We start from the raw sequence: 22,098 nt of genomic DNA, 5'->3' as shown, positions 1-22,098 counted from the left end.
CGGGGAGCGAAGCGAGGCGGTGGCGTGAGCGAGCGTAGCGAGCGAACCATCGGGTTCAGCAGCGCTCTGTCGCTGCGGCCGACTCGACGGCCGGTGCCGGGCGTGTTCGTGGCGCTGGGCATCACGCTGGCGATCGGCTGGCTGGTCGTCATGCTCGACGGCGGTCAGTTGTTCAACCAGTCGACGACGGTGAGCCTGCTGCACGTCGCCGCCGGGTTGGGTCTCGTGGCCGTCGGCCAGACCCTGGTCATCCTGGGCGGGTCGCTCGACCTGTCGGTCGCCTACGTGATCAGCCTGAGCACCCTCGTCGCGGCCGAGACGATGAACGGCAGCGACGGCGCGCTGCTGCCGGCGGTCGGCCTGGCGCTCACCGTCAGCGCCGCTGTCGGGCTGCTCAACGGGCTGCTGGTCACCAAGCTGCGGATCAACGCCTTCATCGCCACCCTCGGCGTCGGGCTGCTGCTCAAGGGATACCTCGACAACGGCTACGACGGTCCGGCCGGCAGCACCTCACCAGGGCTCGTGCAGACCCTCGGGTATCAGCGCATCGGTCCGGTCCCGCTGTCGTTCCTGCTGCTGGTGGCGGTGACCGCGGCGTGCTGGTTCGCGCTGAACCGGACCCGGTTCGGTCATCACCTGGTCGCCGTGGGCGGTGATCCGGAGGTCGCCCGGCTCTCCGGTGTCCGCAACGACCGGGTCCTGGTCGTCGCGCACGTGCTCTGCTCACTCTGCGCCGGGCTCGCCGGGATCTACCTGGCCAGTCGGCTCGGCTCGGGTGCTCCTCGGGTGGGTACCGAAGGTCTCTACGACCTGGAGTCGATAGCCGCTGTGGTCATCGGTGGCACCGCTCTCGCCGGTGGCCGTGGCGGCGTCATCGGCACCCTCGGTGGCGTCCTGCTGCTCGCCAGCATCGACGCCATCTTCAACCAGCTCGAAGTGGACGCCTTCTTCAAGCAGGTGATCCGGGGAGCCATCATCATCGCCGCCGTGGCCGTCTACGCCCGCCGGGCCATGCGAAAGGCGGACGTCTGACATGCAGCTCCTTCAGCGTCGTCCGCTGCCGCCACAGTTGACCCGGGTACGCCGCGGCGGCCTCCTGCCCCTGCTCGCGATACTCGCGGTGCTGCTCGTCCTGGTCACCGTCCGGCAGCCGGACTTTCTGGCTCCGGCGTCCCTGATGTCCTTCCTCGGCCGCTCGGCACCGATCATCCTGCTCGCCGCCGGTCAGTATTTCGTGATCGTCTCCGGTGAGTTCGACCTGTCGGTCGGCTCGTTGGTCACCGCGCAGGTGGTGGTCGCCGCGCGGCTCATCGACAGCGATCCGTCGCGGACCTGGCCGGTGGTGCTGGTGATGCTCGCCGGCGGGGTGCTGGTCGGGCTGGTCAACGGGCTGATCACGACGCGCCTGCGGGTGCCCTCGTTCATCACCACCCTCGGCATGTTCCTGATCCTGGTGGGGGCGGTATACCTCTGGTCGAACGGCGCGCCCAAGGGCGGGCTGTCCGAGGAGTTCCGCCGGTTCGGCCGGCGGGCCTTCGAGGACGTGCCGGTGCTCGACCGCATCCCGTACGCCCTGCTGGTCCTGCTGGTCCTCGCGACGCTCGCGGTGCTGTTGATGCGCTCCGACTTCGGCCGGGTCCTGGTCGCGGTGGGGGACAACCCGCGCACGGCGGAGTTGAGCGGCGCCCGGGTGCGCCGTACCCGGACCATCGCCTTCATGCTCAGCGGCCTCGCCGCCGCGATCGCGGCGATCCTGATCGGTGGCTACAGCGGGGTGTCCTTCCAGGCCGGTGCCGGCCTGGAGTTCGGCGCCATCACCGCTGTCGTGCTCGGCGGTGTCGCGCTGGGCGGCGGCCGTGGCTCGGTGGTCGGCGCGATGCTCGGCGCGCTGACCCTGGAACTTCTCTTCACGCTCATGAACTTCTACGGCGTTTCCGGTGCACTCAGACCGACCGTCCAGGGCGCCATCATCCTGTTCGCCGTGGCGGTCTCAACCCGGCGTTTTACGTCGAGATAAGGGGAACTCCTCAATGAAACGACGCATGGCGGCCACGGCCGCGCTCCTCCTGGTGTCACTCGCCGGCTGTGCCACCGACGAGCCCGCTGCGACCCCGTCGGACGCCTCCTCCGCGCCGCCCGCCGGGGCCGGCACGGGCGAGCAGTCGAAGTTCTTCGTGCAGGCCGACTACGACAACGAACTCGCGCTGCTCGACGCCGCACCGACCGGACCGGCCGACAAGCCGTGGGAGCAGGTGCTGAACCCGAAGATGGTGGACACCGCCAAGTTCAAGAAGGCCGGTCCCCACAAGATCTGCTTCTCGAACGCGGCGCTGAACAACCCGTGGCGACAGGTCGGCTACAAGACCATGCAGGCCGAGGTGGAGGCGCAGGGCGACCGGATCAAGGAGTTCGTCCACGTCGACGCCGAGGGCAAGGACCAGAAGCAGATCGCTGACATCAACGACCTGCTCGGAAAGAGCTGCGACGCACTCATCGTCTCGCCGAACACCACCGCCACGCTCACCCCGGCCGTGGAGGCGGCCTGCAAGGCCGGCCTGCCGGTCGTCGTCTTCGACCGTGGCGTCGACACCGACTGCCCGGTGACCTTCATCAACCCGATCGGCGGGTACGGGTTCGGTCACGTCGGGGCGGAGTTCGTCAGCCAGAAGATGAAGCCCGGCGGCAAGGTCCTCGCGCTGCGCATCCTGCCCGGCGTCGACGTGCTGGAGACCCGGTGGTCCGCCGCGAAGGTCGCGTTCGACAAGGCGCAGGTCGACGTGGTGGGGGTCGAGTTCACCGACGGCGACCCGGCGAAGACCAAGAAGATCGTGAACGACTACATCCAGCGGCACGGCACCATCGACGGCGTCTGGATGGACGCGGGCGCGGTGGCCGTCGCGGCGGTGGAGGCGTTCCAGGACGCTGGTCAGCCGGTGCCGCCGATCAACGGTGAGGACCAGCTCGACTTCCTGAAGATGTGGAAGGACGAGGGACTCACCGCGATCGCGCCCACGTATCCGACCTACCAGTGGCGTACGCCGATCATCGCGGCGCTGCGGATCCTCGACGGCCAGCAGGTCTCCGCCCCGTGGAAGCTGCCCCAGCCGACGATCACCCAGGAGAACCTGGACAGCTACCTCGACCCGAACATGCCGCCGTTGCACTACGCGATGTGCGGCTGCACCGACCTGCCGGGTTACCCGCAGCGCTGGAAGTAGGCGTCCGGTGCGTGCCGTCGGTGTCAATCCCTGGGTCTGGGCCTCGCCGGTCACCGGCGAGGCCCTGGCCGAGCTGATCCCTCGGATCGCGGCGCTCGGGTTCGACGCGGTCGAACTGCCTGTCGAGCAGCCGGGCGACTGGGATCCGTACCAGGTCCGGGACCTGCTCGCGAGGTACGGACTGGCCGCGGCGGGCGTCTGCGCGGTCACCCCGCCCGGACGGGAACTCGTGAACGCGGCACCCGCCGTGGTGGAGGCCACGGTGGCGTACCTGGACAGCTGTGTGGACAGTGCGGCGATCATCGGCGCGCCGTGTGTCGGTGGTCCGGTCTACGCGTCGGTGGGCCGGACCTGGCGGATGACCCCGGCGGAACGCGTCGCCTGTTACGCGGAGTTCCGCCGGGCGCTGGCACCGGTCGCCGACCGGGCCGGCGAGCGGGGTGTGTCCATCGGGGTGGAGGCGCTCAACCGCTACGAGACGAGTGTCGTCAACACGCTCGAACAGACCGTGGAGATGATCGACGGTCTGCCGTCGAACGTCGGGCTCATGATCGACACGTACCACATGAACATCGAGGAGGCGAACCCGTACGCGGCGCTGGCCGCAGCGGGTCCACACATCAAGCATGTCCAGGTCAGCGGCACCAACCGGGGAGCGCCTGGGGCGGACCACCTGGACTGGCCCCGGATCCTCGCCGCGCTTGCCGCGACCGGCTACTGGGGCGCGATCTGTATCGAGTCGTTCACCCCGGACAACGCGACGATCGCCACCGCCGCCTCGATCTGGCGTCCGCTGGCGCCGTCACCGGACCGGCTGGCGGGGGACGGCCTGACCTACCTCCGGAGCATCCTCGGCTGAGCTGTGCCGCCCTCGCGGCGACTCCCGTTCGACGGGGTCGCCGCGAGGGCGGCCTACGTTCACCCGGGCGTGATCTCAATCGATCCTTGCGCAGACATCATTCGTATGATGAACTGCCGTCCACATGCCACCCACCACACCGCACCACCCGCCCAGGTAAGGAGACCCCCGTGTCCGTACCTCCATCGCCCGCCGCACCCCGACGGGTGCTTGCCGCGGCCGCGACGGTGGCGCTGACCGCAGCGGCCACCGTGGCCGCCGTGACAGCCTTCGCCGCCCCGGCCCTGGCCGCGACCACCACGCTCTACGCGTCCCCCTCGGGTGGTGGCAGCAGCTGCACCGCCGCCCAGCCGTGTTCGTTGACCGGCGCGCAGTCGGTCGTCCGCTCCATGAACACCTCGATGTCGGGAGACATCGTCGTGCAACTGGCCAACGGTGTGTACCGGCTGTCGTCGCCGCTACGGTTCACCGCCGCCGACTCCGGCACCAACGGCTACCGGGTGATCTGGCAGGCGGCACCGTCGGCCCGTCCCGTGATCAGCGGCGCGCGGGCGGTCACCGGCTGGACGCAGGTGGACGCCGGCCGCAACATCTGGCGGGCCAACGTCGGCGCCGGGACCGACACCCGCCAGCTCTACGTCAACGGTGCGCTCGCCACCCGGGCCCGTACCCAGGTCAACCGCGCGGACTTCACCGCGGACAGCACCGGGATGCGGTTCACTAGCAGCGCCCTGAGTTACCTCAACAACCTGGCCAACCAGAGCCGCATCCAGATGGAGAGCGTCAACTCGTTCACCGACAGGTACGTCTCGGTGCAGAGCATCAGCGGAAACCTCATCCGGATGCAGCAGCCCGGCTGGAGCAACAACAACTTCGGGTACGACACGTTCACCAGCCCACACCGGGCCGGACCGCTCTATCTGGCCAACGCCTACGAGTTCCTGGACACGCCGGGGGAGTGGTATCTCGACCCGGGCACCGGCGCACTGTCCTACATCCCGCTCGCCGGACAGAACATGAGCAGCGTCAGCGTGGAACTGCCGACGCAGCAGTCCCTGGTCAACCTCGGCGGGACCTACGCCTCGCCGGCACACCACATCTCGTTCACCGGGATCACCTTCACCGGCACGACCTGGCTCGGTGCCAGCAGCAACCAGGGCTACGTGGACCAGCAGACCGGCGCGTACATCTACGGCAACTGGAACTGGCCCAGCTTCACCTCCTGCCACAACGGTTGTCCGCAGTTCGAGGCCACCCGGCCGAACTGGCAGCAGATGCCCGCCGCGGTGCAGATCTCCGCCGCCAACAACATCACCTTGAGCGACTCCCAGTTCGTCAACCTGGGCCAGACGGCCATCGGCATCGGCAACGACGCCAACGCCCACGCCAGCGGGGTCGGTCTGGGCACCAGCAACATCACCGTCACCCGTTCCGAGATCGCCCGCAACGCGGCAGGTGGCATCGTCGTCGGTGGCGTACGCGCCGACGCCCACCACCCGAGTGACCAGCGCATGGTGAACCGGGACATCACCATCAGCAACAACCGCCTGCACGACCTGGGCATCGAGTACCGGGGCATCGTCTCGGTGCTCACCACCTACGTCACCAACTCCACGGTCTCGTACAACGAGGTCTACAACATGCCGTACACCGGCATGTCCATCGGGTACGGCTGGGGCGCCAACGACGCCGGCGGCAGCGAGCACTACGCCGGCCGTGGCCTGTACAACTACCAACCGCGCTACACGACGGCCACCACCGCGTCCAACAACCGGCTGATCGGCAACTACGTGCACGACGTGATGCAGCAGATGAACGACGGTGGCTGCATCTACACGCTGTCGGCGAACCCCGGCGGGTTGATCAGCGACAACTACTGCCTGCGGACCAACGGCTACTTCGGGCTCTACTTCGACGAGGGCTCGCGCTACTACACCGCCCGCAACAACGTCTTCTCGTCCACCGGCACCTGGGCCACCGCCAACTACTGGTACGCCGAGAACATGGGCAACTTCACAGTCACCAACAACTGGTCGACGAACGGCAGCAGCAACGTGACGAACGGAGACCGGGGCAACGTCGTCTCCGGCAACGTCACGGTGACCAACGGCAACTGGCCCTCGGGTGCCCAGGCGGTGATGGCCGGGGCCGGCCCGCAGGGCGGCACCAGCAACCCGCAGGGCGTGCAGATCGTCGGTACCCAGTCCGGCCGGTGCGTGGACGTCGACGGCGCGAGCACGGCCAACGGCGCCCAGGCGAAGCTCTGGGACTGCCACGGCGGAACGAACCAGCGTTGGACCTACACCGCCAGCAAGCAACTGATGGTGTACGGAAACAAGTGCCTCGACGCCTCCGGGCAGGGCACCAGCAACGGCACGCTGGCGATCATCTGGGACTGCAACGGCCAGGTCAACCAGCAGTGGAACGTCAACGCCAACGGCACCATCACCGGTGCCCAGTCAGGGCTGTGCCTGGACGCCAGCGGGTACGGCACCACAAACGGCACGGTGGTCCACCTGTGGGCCTGCCACGGCGGCACGAACCAGCAGTGGACCCTGCGCAACTGACGGGTGAGTGGGGTCGGTACGCCGACCCCACCCCTGCCACGCCGCGCGGTCCGGCGTCGACACACGTCGTCGCGATCAGGACGCCTGCCGTCGCAGGTGTTCGGCGAAGGCGGCCTGGCTGCCGAGCATCAGCTTGATCGCGTTGCGGTAGGCGACCGACCCCCACAGGTGCAGTTCCTGGTCGTCGATGTCGCCGAAGATCTGCGCGAGGGCCTTGCGTTGACGGCGGTCGAGGACCTTCTGCGGTCGAGCGAGCAGATCGCCCTCGCGGCGCAGCGCGTCGAGGTAGGCGGCGACGGCCGAGGTGTACGCGGGGCCGCCGATCTCCTCAAGCATGCCGAACTCGAAGACGTGCAACGCCGCCTCGGATTCCCAGTCCCGGGGCTGCTGGACCTGCCGGGTCAGCATCGTGTGCCGAGCCTCGAACAGCAGCAGGATCCCTCGACCGAGCCGACTCAGCGGCCGGCGGCTCGTCGGCAGGCGCAACGTGCGTACCGGTTGGCCGGCGGCGATGTCGACAGCACCGGCGAAGCTGGGCATCCGCTCACTGCCGGGCACCGGGTCGGGCACCAGGCACACCCGGTCGGCGTACGTCAGGGGTGTCCTACCGGACAGCGCGCGCACCGTCGTCGCGTACCGCTCGGCGAAGGGGCGGTCGTCGGCCGGCGCGTCGGGAGCCAGGGCGTAGACCACCCCCGGAACACCGGCGGCGGGGACGCCCAGCACCGCGGAACCGCGCAGGAAACCCCAGGCCGTCTCGGCGTACCGGCTGCGGCGGGCCACCTCGCCGGCGGTGTCCCGCCAGTCGCGGGCTAGCCGCAGCCGCTCCCGCACGTCGATCGGCCCGGTCATCTCGCGCAGCGCCCTGGGCAGCACGGCCACCGGGTCGACGTCGAGCGGATCGCTGACCACCGACGGAACGATCGCCGCGTGTTCCGCACAGTCCGCGCCGGTGTGCGGATTGCCGGCCGCGCCGTGGCAGTCACCCAGCCAGGTGACCTCACGACTGGCGGCCTGCCGGGCGAACGCCGGAGCCGGCAGCATGCCGGCGCGCAGGACCGTCTCGTACTGCACCCGGGAACGGGCCGTCCGCAGCATGTCGAGCGGCAGGACCGGGGCCAGTTCCACCACCGCCTCGATGATCACGCAGTGCGGGCAGGCGGGTCCGTCCGCTTCGACGACGCGGTACTCCCGCAGATGGTCGACACCGGGCTGCTCCCACTGCACGCCGATGCCGCCGCCCTCGCGCAGCATCAGGTACAGGTGGGTGGTGGCGTCCCGTTCCCGGGTGACGGCCACCGTCTCGTCGAGGAACCGCCGCCGGCTGATCTGCTGCACCGGGTCACTGTATCGACACGCGTCGCGATCACGGACCAGCGTGACCCGGCAAACCGGTGTCGGATACGGGATCGGTTGACTATCGTCCGCTTCGACATCCGTCGACGGACAGGAGTTGAGATGCGCCTCGACATGGTCACGGCCCCCGCTCCGGCGCGAGAGCCCACCGTGCGCTGACCCTCGCGCACCGTCGGTCCACCGACGGTGGCGGTGCTCCTCGTTGCGGAGCGGTCCCTGACGGCCGTTTCCCTTTTCAGCTCGAGGAGCGATTTTGCGTGCCCTGGTATCCGCGCGTCTTGGTGCGGACTTTGCCAAACTCTGGACCGCCTCGGCGGTGTCCAACATCGGTGACGGCGTCACCATGGCGGCCGGTCCGCTGCTGGTCGCCTCGATCACCGACAACCCGGCGCTGATCGCCGGTGCCGTCTTCGTACAACAGCTGCCCTGGCTGCTGTTCGCCCTGCTCAGCGGGGCCTACGCGGACCGGCTCGACAGGCGTCGTCTGGTGGTGGCGGTGAACCTGGTGCGGGCCGTTGCGCTCGCCACGCTTACCGTCACCATCGCCACCGGGACCGTCACGGTGGCCGTCTTCTACGCGGTGCTGTTCCTGCTCGGCACCGGGGAGACGCTCGCCGACACCGCGATGGGTGCGCTGCTGCCGTCGGTGGTCGCACCCGACCGGCTGCCGAGCGCGAACGCGCGGCTCTACGCGACCTTCACGATCGGCAACCAGTTCGTGGCCAAACCCCTCGGCGCCTGGCTGTTCGTCATCGCCGCGGCGGCACCGTTCGGCCTCAACGCACTCACGTTCGCCGTCGCCGCGGCGCTGCTGGCCGGAATCCGGCCGACCCCGGTGCCGACACCGGAGGCCACCGCGCATCCGCCGATTTTCCGCTCGATCGCCGAGGGGGTGCGGTGGCTGTGGCGGCATCGGCTGCTGCGGACCCTGGCCCTGAGCATGGGGTTGGGCAACGTCGCCTTCTGCGCCGCGTTCGCGGTGTTCGTGCTCTACTGCCGGCAGCGGCTGGGCGTCTCCGACGTCGGCTACGGCTTCCTGCTCACCGCGTTCGCGGTGGGAGGGCTGGCCGGCACGGCGGTGGCGACCCGACTCGTCCGGACGTTCGGACGAACCGTGGTGCTGCGGGCCGGGCTGGTCATCGAGATGGTCACGCACCTGGTCCTGGCCACCACGACGGCGGTCTGGGTCGTGGTGATCGTGCTTGTCGTCTTCAGCGCCCACGGCATGGTCTGGGGAGTCACCGTCGCATCGCTGCGGCAACGGCTCGTGCCGAACCGGCTGCTCGGCCGGGTCGGCAGCGCCTACGCGGTGCTGGATCTGGGTGGGGCGGCGGTCGGGTCCCTTCTCGGCGGCCTGATCGCCAGCACCTGGGGCATCACGACACCGTTCTGGATCGCCGCGGCGGCGATGGGGGTCGTCACGCTCGCCGCCTGGCGACCGCTGGCGCAGCGTCCGAACCGGTCGGAGGCTATCGAAGAGAGCTGATTACCGTACCATCGGGCTGTTCTTCCCTGGGCGGGTGCGGAGGAGACCGCATGGACGATGTGACCCTCCGAGCCCTGCGGCTACTGGAGGAGGCGCAGGCCGGTGGCGCGTCCCAGGTCCTGGCGGAGGCGGTCGCGGCGCTGCGGGAACCGACTGGGGAACTGCGCGACGGTCCGGCGGCGATGCATTTCGCCCGCGTCGTGGCGCTGACCCGACTCGGTGACCTACGTGCCGCGATCGCCGCCGCCGATCTGATGCTCGTCGCCGCGGAGCGGGAGAACAGCGCCGGGTGGCGCTCCTGCGCGTTGTCACTGCGCGCCGACCGTCGGCTTCGCCTCGGCGACCAGGACATCGCCGAGTACGACATCGAGGCCGTCCTGCGGGATCTCGTCCGCGCGGAGACGGCCCTGCTGGCCGGCGAACCCGATCCGGTGATCGAGGGCAACGCCCGTACCGGGCTCGCGATCGGTTACGCCAAGCTGCGGCTCTACGAACTGGCGGTGCCCCAGTTCCAGGCGGCGTACGAGACGACCTGCCGACCCGGGTACCCGGACAACGGCAACCGGGCGATGTGGCTGTGCAACCTGGCCGAACTCAACCTGATGTGGGCCCTGGAGCTGTACCAGGTGGGTCAGGTCGCCGAGGCGGAGAAGCACACCACAGTGGCCGAGGAGCACGCGGTGCGGGCGATGACGGAAGCCTCCGGACCCAAGGCGGAGGTGTGGCGGCTCTCCGCGTCGCTGTTCGCGGCATGCGCCCGCGCCGACCGCCAGGACCCGGCCGGTGCGGCGGAGGACATCCCCCGGGTACTGGCGTCGCTGCAGGAGCACGGCGTCGGACAGGGACACCAGGAGCAACTGCTGTGCCGGCCGTTCCACGCGGTCGCGCTCAGTCGGTCGGGGCGACCGGGCGAGGCGCTGCGCGTGATCGAGGAGGCGGTCACCGGCCTGTCCCCCGACAACGACTGGTTGATCACCGCGGCGCTGCACCGTACGCACGCGGTGCTGCTCGCCAAGAACGGCGCGCGTGACGCGGTGCCGGGCCTCACCTACGGCGACGCGCTCGCCGAACTGCTCTGGCGTCAGCGACACCGCTGGCTGCACGCGGCGGTGACCATGCAGTCGTACGACGTGCTGCGGTGGCAGCACGAGCGGGCCGAACGGGCCGCGCGGATCGATCCGCTCACCGGGGTGGCCAACCGGCGTGGTCTGGACAACTTCCTGGAGCGCCTGGCCACTCCCACGGCGGCCGGGACCGATCCGGTGGCGGTGCTGATCGTGGACGTGGACCGGTTCAAGGACATCAACGACTCGTTGGGGCACGCCACCGGCGACGACGTGCTGCGGGCGGTGGCGCAGGTGATCGCGGCAAGTGTCCGCCGCGACGATTTCGTCGCCCGGCTGGGCGGTGACGAATTCGTCGCGATCCTGCCGGGAGCGGATCTCGGCGCCGCCGAGCAGGTCGCCCAGCGGACCGTCGACGCGGTGGCCGGGATGCCGGCGTGGCAGGTGGCGGTGAGCGTCGGGGTGGCCGGCGGTTCCGCGTACACCCTCGGCGAGACCCTGGCGCACGCGGACGGTGCGATGTACGCGGCGAAGCGGGCGGGTGGCAACCGGGCGAGCAGCCGCCAGCCCGGGATCTGACCTGGAGCGACACATGGACATCGAGCCCGTCGACGCCGCGCCGGTCAGGGGATTCAGGCGCGCGATGCTTCGGCAGCGCTGGGAGGATCTGATCTTCCTGCACTGGCCGGTCGAGCCGGAGCGGGTGGCACCGCTGCTGCCCGCCGGCACCCGCCCCGACACGCTCGACGGAGTGACCTACGTGGGTCTGATCGGTTTCCGGATGGTGGGGCTGGGGCTGGGATTCGGGCCGGGCGTGCCGTACTTCGGCAGCTTCTGGGAGACAAACGTCCGGTTGTACTCGGTGGACGGCGCCGGTCGGCGGGCGGTGGTCTTCCGTTCACTCGACGCGTCCCGACTGGTGCCGGTGCTTGTCGCGCGGGCGACCCTGCGGCTGCCGTACCTGTGGTCGGCCATGAAGTTGGAGCGTGACGGCGACCGACTCACCTACCGGTGCCGGCGTCGCTGGCCGGGCCCGACCGGCGCGACGAGCCGGATCGAGGTCCGAGTCGGTGCGCCGATCGTCGAGCCGACGCCGCTGGACCACTTCGTCACCGCGCGCTGGGGCCTGCACACCCGGGCGTACGGACGTACCCGACACCTGCCGAACTGGCATCCCCGCTGGCCGCTGCACCACGCGGAACTGCTCGCCCTGGACGACGAGCTGGTGACCGCTGCCGGGCTGCCGGCGCCGCAGGGACCGCCGACAAGCGTGCTCTACTCACCAGGCGTGCCTGTCGTCTTCGGCCCGCCCCGGTCAGCAGGTTCCACCCGGGAGACCCGCTGACCGTAGGCCGGTCCGAATACTGAGCGACGATATCGAGCAGGCCCGTCCTCAGAGGTAGCTGAACAGCGGGGGGAAGAGCAGGACCACGATCCAGGCCCAACCGGCGTACACCGGGAGGTAGCCGGTCTGCCAGCGTTCCAACGCCGCGAACGGGGTGCGTCGGCGGACGAAGCCCAGCATCAACCACGCCGACCAGGCGAGGTTGGCCAGCAGGATGACGTTCTCGCCGAGCGCCGCAGCCTTGTTCGGCGTGGTGCCGTACTCGGTGATCCGCTCGGTGATCGCCCAGAGCACCAGCACGTCGATGATGAGCGCGCTGACCACGAGGGCGAGCTGCAACCTGTCGAACAGGCCGGGCGGGGCCAGCGGGTCGCGGGCCGAGATCGAGTAGAGCAGCAGGCCCAGCACCACGACCAGCAGCAGGTCGAACAGGATCAGGGCCTCCCGTTCGACGTTGATGCCGGTGGTGGTCCAGACCAGGGCGACCAGGAAGGCCAGCAACGCGGCGGTGAACAGCGGCGTGAACAGTCGGGTGAGTACCGGGGCGATGTTCTCCACGACGCTCTGCTTGGCCTCGACGAGCCAGCCGGCCACGACCACGGCGGCCACCACGCCGCACGGCAGCAGCCAGTTGGCGATGAAGCCCTCCGGGTCGATCCCGATGGCCTGGAAGGTCCCGACCGTGAAGGCGGTCAGCACGCCGCCGCCGAGAGCGATGAGGACGAAGTAGACGAAGCATTCGCCGGTGAATCTGATGAAGTCCATGCGCCGCCGCGACGAGCGCAGGTCGTCGGAGACATAGGCGAGGCCGACCACGAACCACAGGGCGATGGGCAGGTGGATGGTGGTCAGCACCAGCGACTGGGAGTCCTCCGCGAGGGAGTAGACGTTCGCGGCGACCGCGCCGAGCGCGAACAGCGCCACCATCACCCCGATCAGCGCTCTCCCGGCCCGGCGTCGCCAGGCCAGGTACCCGGCCAGCCAGGGCAGTGTGAACAGCGCGAAGTTGGGCGCGTAGAAGTCGCCGTCCTGTTGGAAACCCAGGCCGAACAACTCCGGTAGCTTGATCGACACAGCCGCGCCGACCGCACAGATGATCATCGCGATCAGGTCGCGCCGGGATCGGGTGCCGGTCTCCGGATCGTCGGTGCCGCCGGTCAGCACCAGTTGCTTCCACAGCCGCTCCGAGTGTTCCCGGGCGAACTCGCGGGACAACTCGTCCAGGCCGCCGAGCCGTTTGACCGCGACCAGGAACGCCTCGTCGGGGCGCAGGCCGGCGGCGATCAGTTCGTCGACCGAGCCGCGCAGGTGGTCCTCCAGCTCCTCGGCGTCGGACTGCTGCAACTCCGGGCGACGTCGGACGTAGTGTCGCCACTGGGCGAACTGGTCCGCCAAACCTTCCTGGCCGGGCGACGCGGTCGCGCCGTCCGGGCCGCCGGGCGCGGTCGTGCCCTCGGGATCGCCGGACGCGGTCATGCCAGACCTCCGAGCGGGATCGTCGCTGAACGCCGCACGTCGCCGGGATCGACCCAGATCGCCTTGAGGGCGCTCACCACGGTGTCCCACTGACGTCGCTGTTCGGCGAGTTCCGCGAGGCCGCTGTCGGTGATCCGGTAGTACTTGCGTCGCCGCTCGCCGGGGACCGACTGCCAGCTCGACTGCACGTGACCGAGCCGTTCGAGCCGGTGCAGCAAGGGGTAGAGCAGCCCCTCGGTCCAGTCCAGCTCGCCGTCGGACAGCTCGTTGATCCGTCTGAGGATCGCGTACCCGTAGCTCTCCCCGTCGGCCAGGATGCCCAGCACCATCGGCGTCGCCGAGGCGGCGACGAGATCCTTGGTGACTTTCATGATCCTCCCACCACCAATACCTAGAACTATGAGGCATAGTAGTTCTAGGTATTGGGAGGGCGCAAGAAAATGCCCGCCGGCAATGCCGGCGGGCTCTCCAAAGCGCTGTTCAGGGTGGCGGCGGGGTGTCCCCGGCGGGGTCGCCGCTCAGCGACCGCCGCCACGCCCGCCGGGCCGGGCCCGGGCGGAGAAGGCCGCCGCGCCGGATCGGGCGGTGCCGGAGCGCGCCGAGGTGGCCGGAGCGGACCGCCCTGAACTGGCCGGAGCGGACCGGCCCGAGGCGACCGGGGCGGACCGGGCGGAGGTGGCCTGAGCGGGCTTGCCGCCACGCCGACCCCGGCCGGTGGGGGCGGGTGACGCATCCCGGCGGGCGGCCGGTGGCCGAGCGGCCGGCGCGACCACGAGCGTCCGCTCCCCGGGGGCGAGTTCATGCAACAGCGCGTCCCCCGGACGCAGTCGGGTGGTGGTCGCCGCGATGCCGGCCTTGCGGGTCAGTTCCCGCACCTCGGGCGCCTGCGTGTCGGTCATCAGCGTGACGACGGTCCCGGCCGCGCCGGCCCGGGCGGTACGCCCCGAGCGGTGCAGGTACGCCTTGTGCTCCACCGGCGGATCGGCGTGCACGACGAGGGCCACGTCGTCGACGTGGATGCCCCGGGCCGCGATGTCGGTGGCCACAAGCGTCCGCACCGTACCGTCGGAGAACGCCTTGAGGTTCCTGGTCCGCGCCCCCTGGGCCAGGTTGCCGTGCAGCTCCACCGCGGCCACCCCCGCCGCGACCAGCCGGCGGGTGAGGGTCTTGGCGCCTCGCTTGGTGCGGGTGAACACCACGGTCCGCCCGGGCGCGGCGGTCAGGTCGACAAGCACCGCGAACCGGTCATCGGCGTGCACGTGCAGCACATGGTGCGTCATCGCGGCGACCGGCGACTTGGTCGAGTCGACGCTGTGCACCACCGGATCGGTGAGGAACCGCCGGACCAGCACGTCGACGCCGGAATCCAGGGTGGCGGAGAAGAGCAGCCGTTGCCCGCCGCGCGGGGTCAGGTCCAGCAGCCGGCGTACGGTCGGCAGGAACCCGAGGTCGGCCATGTGGTCGGCCTCGTCGAGCACGCTGATCTCGACGGCGTCCAGGTGGGCGTGTCCGGCCTGCACGTGGTCGGCGAGCCGGCCCGGGCAGGCGACCAGGATGTCGACCCCGGCGCGCAGCGCGGTGATCTGCGGCCGGGCGGCGACGCCGCCGAAGACGGTCATGGTGCGCAGCGACAGTGCCTGCGCCAGCGGTGCCATCACGCTGTCGATCTGGGTGGCCAGCTCCCGGGTGGGCGCGAGGATGAGCGCCCGCGGGCGTCCGGGCCGGCGCGGCGTAGCGGTGGCGGCCAGTCGGGTGAGCACGGCCAGGACGAAGGCGTATGTCTTGCCCGAACCGGTGCGGCCTCGACCGAGCACGTCCCGGCCGGCCAGCGCGTCGGGCAGTGTGGCGGCCTGGATCGGGAACGGCCGGTCCACCCCGGCCGCGGCCAGCACCCGGGTGAGTGCCTCGGGCACGCCCAGGTCGGCGAAGGTCGGGAGGGCGGGCGGGGTGTTCTGTTGCAGTGGGCGGCGTGCCGCCATGAAGGCTCCGAACGTCGAAGGGGACGTCCCACCCGGCGCTGCGGTGCCGGCCGTGGCCTGGCGCGTCGAAGGCGCGGGGCCCGGGACATCGAATCGGACCCGCGGTCAAGCGGGTCGCGGTGTCAGCCTACCCGACCGGCGGTGAGTAGGTTGCCGCGGCGAGGTTCAGGAGGGTGCCACGACCCGCCAGCGGCTCTGGCCGCCCATCCAGGCGCCGGCCAGGATCTCCGCCGACTTGCGGCCGGGGCATGGGTAGATCTTCGAGCGGCCGGTGCCGCCGCCGGCCCGGGCCTCGACCTCCCACGACTCGCCGTCGGTGCGGATGTAGACGTCGCGACGTCCGCGCGGGGTGTGGTCGCCGTTCCACCAGTGACGCTCAACTCTCACCTGCTGACCGTATAGCACCAGGTCCGCCAGGGAAACGTTGATGATCTTGACAGATGTCACCGACACGCAGGGTGTTTGCCGCCTCGACCCGGCGTGGCTGTTTCCGGCTCGTCGGGGGTGACCCGGGCCACCCGGAGCCGGTGTCGGAGGGCGGAGTTGGTGGGTCTCGACAAAATCCGTTGTCCGGAGGTGGCAGTTCCCACGTCTTCCTTACCCGCCGGTAGCCACGAAGGTTGGTGGAACGGGACCCCCTTGTCCGAGGGAGAGTCCCCTTCTGCCACTGACGAATCTTCCGGAGGCCTGCTCGGTGTTCAGCCGCATCGCCATCGTCAACCGGGGAGAAGCCGCCATGCGGCTGATCCACGCTGTTCGCGAGCTCAACGCCGAGACCGACGCTCCGCCGATCGAGACCGTCGCGCTCTACACCGAGGCTGAGCGCTCGGCCACCTTCGTGCGGGAGGCCGACCACAGCTACTGCCTGGGTCCCGCCTCGGCGCGACCGTACCTGGACCACCGGGTGCTCGAACGGGCACTGCACGAGACCGGTGCCGACGCCGCCTGGGTCGGCTGGGGCTTCGTGGCCGAGGATCCGGCCTTCGCCGAGCTGTGCGAGAAGAACGGCGTCACCTTCATCGGCCCCAGCCCGGAGGCGATGCGCAAGCTCGGCGACAAGATCGGCGCGAAGCTGATCGCCGAGGAGGTGGGCGTCCCGGTGGCGCCGTGGAGTCGCGGCGCGGTGGAGAGCCTCGATGCGGCCAAACGTGCCGCGGCCGAGATCGGTTACCCGCTGATGCTGAAGGCGACAGCGGGCGGCGGCGGCCGGGGGATCCGGGTGGTGCGCAGCGACACCGAGCTCGCCGAGGCGTACGAGCGCACCAGCCTGGAGGCCCAACGCGCCTTCGGCAGCGGGGTGGTCTTCCTGGAACGGCTGGTCACCGGTGCCCGGCACGTCGAGGTGCAGGTGATCGCCGACGGCCAGGGGGCCGCCTGGGCGCTCGGCGTACGGGACTGCTCGGTGCAGCGGCGCAACCAGAAGGTGATCGAGGAGTCCGCCTCGCCGGTGCTCTCCGCCGAGCAGACCCGCGAGCTGAAGGAGGCGGCCGAGCGGCTCGCGCTGGCCGTGGACTACCGGGGCGCGGGCACGGTCGAGTTCCTCTACCACCCCGGTGACCGGATGTTCGCCTTCCTGGAGGTCAACACCCGGTTGCAGGTGGAACACCCGATCACCGAGGCCACCACCGATTTCGACCTGGTCAAGGCCCAGATCCAGGTGGCCGCCGGTGGCCGGCTCGGCGACCGGATCCCGGCGGAGGCGGGGCATGCCGTCGAAGCCCGGCTCAACGCCGAGGACCCCGACCGGGACTTCGCCCCGTCGCCGGGCCGGATCGTGCGGCTGGTGCTGCCCAGCGGCCCTGGCGTGCGGGTGGACACCGGAGTCAGCGAGGGCGACGTGATCCCCGCCGATTTCGACTCGATGATCGCGAAGATCATCGCGTACGGCCGCAACCGTGACGAGGCGCTGAGCCGGCTGCGTCGTGCCGTCACCGAGACCACCGTGATCATCGAGGGCGGTGCGAGCAACAAGAGCTTCCTGCTCGACCTGCTGGAGCAGCCCGAGGTGATCGACGGCAGCGCCGACACGGGCTGGATCGACCGGGTCCGCGCCCAGGGCCGGCTGGTTTCCACCCGGCACTCCGGCGTCGCGCTGGCCGCCGCTGCCATCGAGGCGTACGAGGACGAGGCGCACGTCGAGCGGCAGCGACTGCTCTCCACCGCGCACGGTGGCCGCCCCCAGGTCCAGCACGTCAGCGGCCGACCGATCGACCTGAAACTGCGCGGCGCGACCTACCGGATCTCCGTCGCGCAGACCGGACCCCACCGGTTCCGGGTCGGCGTCGGTGACACCTCCACCGTCGACGTCGAGCTGGAGCGCTTCGACGAGCACAGCGGACGGATCCTGGTCAACGGCCGGCGGTTCCGGCTGGTCACCGACACCCACGGTCCCATCCACCTGGTCGAGGTGGACGGCGTCACGCACCGGGTCAGCCGGGACGAGGGCGGGGTGTTGCGCTCCCTGTCACCCGCGCTTGTCGTCGCGACCCCGCTCGCGGTGGGCGACGAGGTCGAGGCCGGCGCACCGGTGCTCGTGCTGGAGAGCATGAAGATGGAGACGGTGCTGCGCGCTCCGTTCGCGGCGAAGGTGCGCGAGTGCCTGGTCTCCGTCGGCAGTCAGGTGGAGACCGGCGCGCCGCTGCTGCGCCTGGAGCCGCTTGGTGACGGCGCGGCGAGCGAGCCCGCCGAGTCCGCGGCCGTGGACCTGGAGCTGCCGCCCGAGCCGACCGACAGGTCCGCCGGGGATCGGGTGGCGCGGGGCATCGCCGAGCTGCGCAGCCTGTTGCTCGGCTACGACCTGGACCCGCGCGACGAACGCCGGGCCCTCGCCGCCTACCTGGCCGCCCGGGCCGAGCTGCCACACCGGCCGCTGGAGGAGGAGGTCGAGCTGCTTCAGGTCTTCGCCGACCTGTCCGAGCTCAGCCGCAACCGTCCGGCCGGTGAGGAGACCAGGGCCGACACCCGGGTGCACAGCCCGCGCGAGTACTTCCACACCTACCTCCAGTGCCTGGACGTCGAGCGGGCCGCGCTGCCGGAGACGTTCCGCCAGCGCCTCGCCCGGGTGCTCGCCCACTACGGCGTCAACGACTTCGAACGCACGCCGGAGCTGGAGGAGGCGGTCTTCCGGATCTTCCTCGCGCAACAGCGGGCGGCGGCCGACGTCAAGGTGGTCGTCACCTTCCTGCAACGGTGGCTGACCGAGCCGCCGCCGGCCGAGAGCCTGCGTGAGCTGGTCGGCCAGGCGTTGGAGCACCTGATCTTCGCTACCCAGCGCCGTTTCCCGGTGGTCGGCGACCTCGCCCGTAGCGTGGTGTTCCGCTGGGCGGCGCAGCCGATGCTGCGACGCAAGCGGGCCGAGGTGTACGCCGATGTCCGCGGCAACCTGCGCTACCTCGACCGCAACCCGGACGCGGCCGACCGCGCCGAGCGGATCACCACGATGGTCGCCTCACCCGAGCCGCTGGTGCGGCTGCTCGCCCAGCGCATCGGCCGGCCGGGCGCCGACCACGGTCCGATGCTCGAGGTGCTCAGCCGCCGCTACTACGGCAACCGTGGCGCGAGCGAAGCCCGAGCCGTCGAGGTGGCCGGGCAGCCGTTCTTCACGGCCGGCTACGACCGCGACGACGAACGCTTCCGCCTGGTCGCCGCAGCCACGGACTTCGACGGACTGCCGGCGACCCTGACGAAGGTCGCCGCGCTTGTCGCCGGCGACGCGGCCGGCTCGACGGCTCCCGGCCGCGAACCAGCGCCGACGGTCGCCGACGTGTACCTGACCTGGGCCGAGCAGCCCGACGTGGAGGCGATGGCAACCACCCTGCGGGAGGTGCTCGACCAGGCCGGCCTGCTGGACGTGCTCCAACGGGCGACGATCTCGGTGGCCGGGCGCAACGGCGCCGAGATGCACCACCACTTCACCTTCCGGTCCGACCTCGGTGAGGACCGGGTGATCCGGGGCCTGCACCCGCTGATCGCCCAGCGTCTGCAACTGCCCCGGCTGCGCAACTTCGACCTGACCCGGCTCCCCTCGGCGGACGAGGAGGTGTACCTCTTCCACTGCGTCGCGCCGGACAACCCGGCCGACGAGCGGCTCGCCGCGATGGCCCAGGTACGCGACCTCACCCCGCTGCGCGACACCGACGGGCGGATCCTGGCGCTGCCGGCGGTCGAGGGCGCGCTCGACGCCTGCCTCGACGCGATCCGCAAGGTGCAGGCGCAGCGCCCGGCGAAGAAGCGGTTCGACACCAACCGGATCACCCTCTTCGTCTGGCCCCCCAACGAGCTGAGCATCGAGGAGCTGAACACCGTCGCCCAGCGGGTGCTGCCGATCACGGCGGACGCCGGGCTGGAGGAGGTGCTCTTCCTCGGCCGCCAGCGGGACGAGGACACCGGCGAGCTGATCGACATCGCGGTGCAGATCTCCTACGACGAGGGCATGCGGATCTCGGTCACCGAGCCGACGGCGGAGCTGATCCAACCGCTCGACGACTACCGGCAGAAGGTGCTGTCGGCCCGGCGGCGGGGCACCACCTACCCGTACGAGCTGACCGAGATGCTGGCCGGCCGCGACGGCAGCTTCGTCGAGTACGACCTGGCCGACTCCGGTGAGCTGGTCCCGGTGCAACGGCCCAAGGGGCACAACCGGGCGGGCATCGTGGTCGGCGTGGCGAGCACGCCCACCGAGCGCTACCCGGAGGGCGTCACCCGGGTGGTGCTGCTCGGCGACCCGACCAGGGCGCTGGGCGCGTTGGCCCAGCCGGAGTGTGCCCGGGTGATCGCCGCGCTCGACCTGGCCGAGCGGATGCGCCTCCCGGTCGACTGGTTCGCGCTGTCGGCCGGCGCGCGGATCTCGATGAGTTCGGGCACCGAGAACATGGACTGGGTGGCCGCCGCGCTCAAGCGGATCGTGGAGTTCACCCAGGCCGGCGGTGAGATCAACATCGTCGTCGCGGGAATCACCGTGGGTGCCCAGCCGTACTGGAACGCCGAGGCCACGATGCTCATGCACACCAGGGGCATCCTGGTGATGACGCCGGATTCGGCGATGGTGCTGACCGGCAAGCAGTCGCTGGACTTCTCCGGTGGGGTGTCCGCCGAGGACAACTTCGGCATCGGCGGCTACGACCGGGTGATGGGGCCCAACGGCCAAGCCCAGTACTGGGCGCCGGACCTGCGCGGTGCCCACCAGGTCCTGATGGCGTACCACGACCACGCCTACGTGGCACCGGGCGAGACCCGGCCACGCCGGGCGGTCACCACCGACCCGGTCGACCGGGACATCTCCGACTACCCGCACGCGGTACCGGACAGTGACTTCACCACCGTCGGCGAGATCTTCTCCCGGGAGCGCAACCCTGACCGCAAGAAGGCGTTCGACATCCGTACGCTGATGCGGGCCCTGGCCGACCAGGACCACGCGGTCCTGGAACGCTGGGCGGGCATGGCCGACGCCGAGACGGCTGTCGTGCAGGACGTCCACCTCGGCGGCATCCCGGTGTGCCTGCTCGGCATCGAGTCCCGCTCGGTGCCGCGGCGCGGCTTCCCGCCCACCGACGGGCCGGACACCTACACCGCCGGCACCCTCTTCCCGCGCTCGTCCAAGAAGGCCGCCCGAGCGATAAACGCGGCAAGTGGGAACCGCCCGCTGGTGGTGCTGGCGAACCTCTCCGGCTTCGACGGCTCGCCGGAATCGATGCGGCAGTTGCAGCTGGAGTACGGCGCGGAGATCGGCCGGGCGATCGTCAACTTCGACGGACCTATCGTCTTCTGCGTGATCTCGCGGTACCACGGTGGCGCGTTCGTGGTCTTCTCCAAGGCGCTCAACCCGAACATGACGGTCCTCGCGGTGGAGGGTTCGTTCGCCTCCGTCATCGGCGGCGCACCGGCCGCGGCCGTGGTGTTCGCCGGTGACGTCAACGCCCGTACGGCGAAGGATCCCCGGGTGGCCGACCTGGAGGCCCGCGTCGCGGCGGCGACCGGCGGGCAGCGGGCGGCGTTCGTGACGCAGCTGATGGACGTGCGAGCGTCGGTGCGGGCGGAGAAGCTGGCCGAGGTGGCCGCCGAGTTCGACGGCGTGCACAGCATCCAACGCGCGGTCGAGGTCGGCTCGGTGGACGCCATCGTCCGACCCGAGGAGTTGCGCCCGCAGCTCATCGCCGCCGTCGAACGCGGGCTGGAGAAGGCGGCCCGGCCGTCCTGACCGGTCGGGGACGCCGACGGCGGGACACCGTCCCGCCGTCGGCGTGCCACGATGGGGCGTGCCCGAGGACCGGAAGCCGCCCATCGCGTTCGAGACGACCTGCACCGTCGCGGCCCCACCGGAGGTGGTGTACGCACACCTGGCCGATCCACGCAGCTACATCGGACTGTCGCCGCTGATCGTGGCGGTCGACGACGTGCGGCACGGTCACGACGCCGAGGGCCGCCCGGTCGCCGACTATGTCGCCGTCGAGCGGTTCCGGCTGGTCGGTCCGTTGCGGTGGGACAACCGCATCCGGGTGCGCATGGTCGCGACGCCACCGTACGGCCCACTGGTCAGCGAGGTGCGCAGCCCGGGCTGGGTGTCCCTGCGCGCGGTGGTCGAGCTGACTACGGTACCGGAGGGCACCCGGGTCGACGAACGGGTCACCGCCCACGCACCGGCACCGCTGCGGCGCTTCGTGGCCGGCCAGGCCCGTCAGGTCGCGGCCTACCGGGCGGCCGAGCTGACCCGGCGCATGGCGGCATAGCCGCACCCGGCCCACTGCCGGCG

15 protein-coding genes are annotated in these 22,098 nt (G+C 70.7%); 10 read left to right on the top strand and 5 right to left on the bottom strand.

What is annotated here, in order from left to right; all coding sequences use genetic code 11:
* The first annotated feature begins 24 nt into the window (after positions 1 to 24).
* The 5 genes from CLT74_RS12960 (at position 25) to CLT74_RS12940 (ending at position 6,644) form a co-directional block, all read left to right on the top strand.
* Positions 25 to 1,032, top strand: coding sequence for an ABC transporter permease (locus CLT74_RS12960; RefSeq protein ID WP_486582290.1), 1,008 nt, complete (start codon positions 25 to 27; stop codon positions 1,030 to 1,032).
* Between the two features lies 1 nt (position 1,033).
* Positions 1,034 to 2,017, top strand: a complete 984-nt coding sequence (locus CLT74_RS12955; protein WP_099846746.1) for an ABC transporter permease — start codon at positions 1,034 to 1,036, stop codon at positions 2,015 to 2,017.
* A gap of 13 nt (positions 2,018 to 2,030) precedes the next feature.
* The gene (locus CLT74_RS12950; protein ID WP_486582289.1) at positions 2,031 to 3,218 is read left to right on the top strand and encodes a substrate-binding domain-containing protein; all 1,188 of its coding nucleotides are present in this window, start codon (positions 2,031 to 2,033) and stop codon (positions 3,216 to 3,218) included.
* A 7-nt stretch (positions 3,219 to 3,225) separates the two neighbouring features.
* Entirely contained in the window at positions 3,226 to 4,077 is an 852-nt protein-coding gene (locus CLT74_RS12945; RefSeq protein WP_099846744.1) for a sugar phosphate isomerase/epimerase family protein, read from the top strand.
* Between the two features lie 170 nt (positions 4,078 to 4,247).
* Positions 4,248 to 6,644 (top strand): RICIN domain-containing protein, encoded by a 2,397-nt coding sequence (locus CLT74_RS12940; protein WP_099846743.1) that lies wholly within the window; start codon positions 4,248 to 4,250, stop codon positions 6,642 to 6,644.
* 75 nt (positions 6,645 to 6,719) lie between these two features.
* Here CLT74_RS12940 and CLT74_RS12935 read toward each other — a convergent pair whose 3' ends face one another.
* Positions 6,720 to 7,982, bottom strand: coding sequence for a hypothetical protein (locus CLT74_RS12935; RefSeq protein WP_099846742.1), 1,263 nt, complete (start codon positions 7,980 to 7,982; stop codon positions 6,720 to 6,722).
* Between the two features lie 271 nt (positions 7,983 to 8,253).
* On the opposite strand from CLT74_RS12935, the gene CLT74_RS12930 reads away from it, so the two are divergent.
* The 3 genes from CLT74_RS12930 to CLT74_RS12920 are packed head-to-tail and all read left to right on the top strand — an operon-like array spanning position 8,254 to position 11,895.
* Positions 8,254 to 9,486: an MFS transporter gene (locus CLT74_RS12930; RefSeq protein ID WP_099846741.1), complete on the top strand. Its 1,233-nt coding sequence runs from the start codon at positions 8,254 to 8,256 to the stop codon at positions 9,484 to 9,486.
* Between the two features lie 50 nt (positions 9,487 to 9,536).
* Positions 9,537 to 11,129, top strand: coding sequence for a GGDEF domain-containing protein (locus CLT74_RS12925; RefSeq protein WP_099846740.1), 1,593 nt, complete (start codon positions 9,537 to 9,539; stop codon positions 11,127 to 11,129).
* Positions 11,130 to 11,142: 13 nt separating this feature from the next.
* Positions 11,143 to 11,895: a YqjF family protein gene (locus tag CLT74_RS12920; RefSeq protein WP_099846739.1), complete on the top strand. Its 753-nt coding sequence runs from the start codon at positions 11,143 to 11,145 to the stop codon at positions 11,893 to 11,895.
* A 48-nt stretch (positions 11,896 to 11,943) separates the two neighbouring features.
* Here the strand turns inward: CLT74_RS12920 and CLT74_RS12915 are convergent, their stop codons facing one another.
* The 4 genes from CLT74_RS12915 to CLT74_RS12900 all read right to left on the bottom strand — a co-directional run bounded on the left by CLT74_RS12915 (position 11,944) and on the right by CLT74_RS12900 (position 15,737).
* Positions 11,944 to 13,371: a permease prefix domain 1-containing protein gene (locus CLT74_RS12915; RefSeq protein ID WP_486582288.1), complete on the bottom strand. Its 1,428-nt coding sequence runs from the start codon at positions 13,369 to 13,371 to the stop codon at positions 11,944 to 11,946.
* Complete coding sequence (locus CLT74_RS12910; protein ID WP_099846738.1) at positions 13,368 to 13,742, bottom strand: helix-turn-helix transcriptional regulator; 375 nt, start codon at positions 13,740 to 13,742, stop codon at positions 13,368 to 13,370. The genes CLT74_RS12915 and CLT74_RS12910 overlap by 4 nt, the downstream gene beginning before the upstream one ends.
* A gap of 147 nt (positions 13,743 to 13,889) precedes the next feature.
* Positions 13,890 to 15,350, bottom strand: coding sequence for a DEAD/DEAH box helicase (locus tag CLT74_RS12905; RefSeq protein ID WP_099846737.1), 1,461 nt, complete (start codon positions 15,348 to 15,350; stop codon positions 13,890 to 13,892).
* A gap of 165 nt (positions 15,351 to 15,515) precedes the next feature.
* Positions 15,516 to 15,737 carry a hypothetical protein gene (locus tag CLT74_RS12900; RefSeq protein ID WP_099851929.1) on the bottom strand — a complete coding sequence of 74 codons (222 nt, stop codon included), beginning with the start codon at positions 15,735 to 15,737 and terminating at the stop codon, positions 15,516 to 15,518.
* 307 nt (positions 15,738 to 16,044) lie between these two features.
* Between CLT74_RS12900 and CLT74_RS12895 the strand changes: the two genes are divergently transcribed.
* Both CLT74_RS12895 and CLT74_RS12890 read left to right on the top strand, forming a co-directional pair.
* Positions 16,045 to 21,546, top strand: coding sequence for an ATP-binding protein (locus CLT74_RS12895; protein WP_099846736.1), 5,502 nt, complete (start codon positions 16,045 to 16,047; stop codon positions 21,544 to 21,546).
* 58 nt (positions 21,547 to 21,604) lie between these two features.
* The gene (locus CLT74_RS12890; protein ID WP_486582287.1) at positions 21,605 to 22,075 is read left to right on the top strand and encodes an SRPBCC family protein; all 471 of its coding nucleotides are present in this window, start codon (positions 21,605 to 21,607) and stop codon (positions 22,073 to 22,075) included.
* The last annotated feature ends 23 nt before the right edge of the window (positions 22,076 to 22,098 follow it).

Source organism: Verrucosispora sp. CNZ293, from assembly GCF_002754655.1.
The sequence above is the reverse complement of the archived record's forward strand: the minus strand, read 5'-3'. Positions and strand labels throughout refer to the sequence as shown.

Coding starts and splice junctions, on each gene's coding strand:
- CLT74_RS12955 (WP_099846746.1), top strand. CDS start 1,034: ATGCAGCTCCTTCAGCGTCGTCCGCTGCCGCCACAGTTGACCCGGGTA.
- CLT74_RS12950 (WP_486582289.1), top strand. CDS start 2,031: ATGAAACGACGCATGGCGGCCACGGCCGCGCTCCTCCTGGTGTCACTC.
- CLT74_RS12925 (WP_099846740.1), top strand. CDS start 9,537: ATGGACGATGTGACCCTCCGAGCCCTGCGGCTACTGGAGGAGGCGCAG.
- CLT74_RS12920 (WP_099846739.1), top strand. CDS start 11,143: ATGGACATCGAGCCCGTCGACGCCGCGCCGGTCAGGGGATTCAGGCGC.
- CLT74_RS12915 (WP_486582288.1), bottom strand. CDS start 13,371: ATGACCGCGTCCGGCGATCCCGAGGGCACGACCGCGCCCGGCGGCCCG.
- CLT74_RS12910 (WP_099846738.1), bottom strand. CDS start 13,742: ATGAAAGTCACCAAGGATCTCGTCGCCGCCTCGGCGACGCCGATGGTG.
- CLT74_RS12905 (WP_099846737.1), bottom strand. CDS start 15,350: ATGGCGGCACGCCGCCCACTGCAACAGAACACCCCGCCCGCCCTCCCG.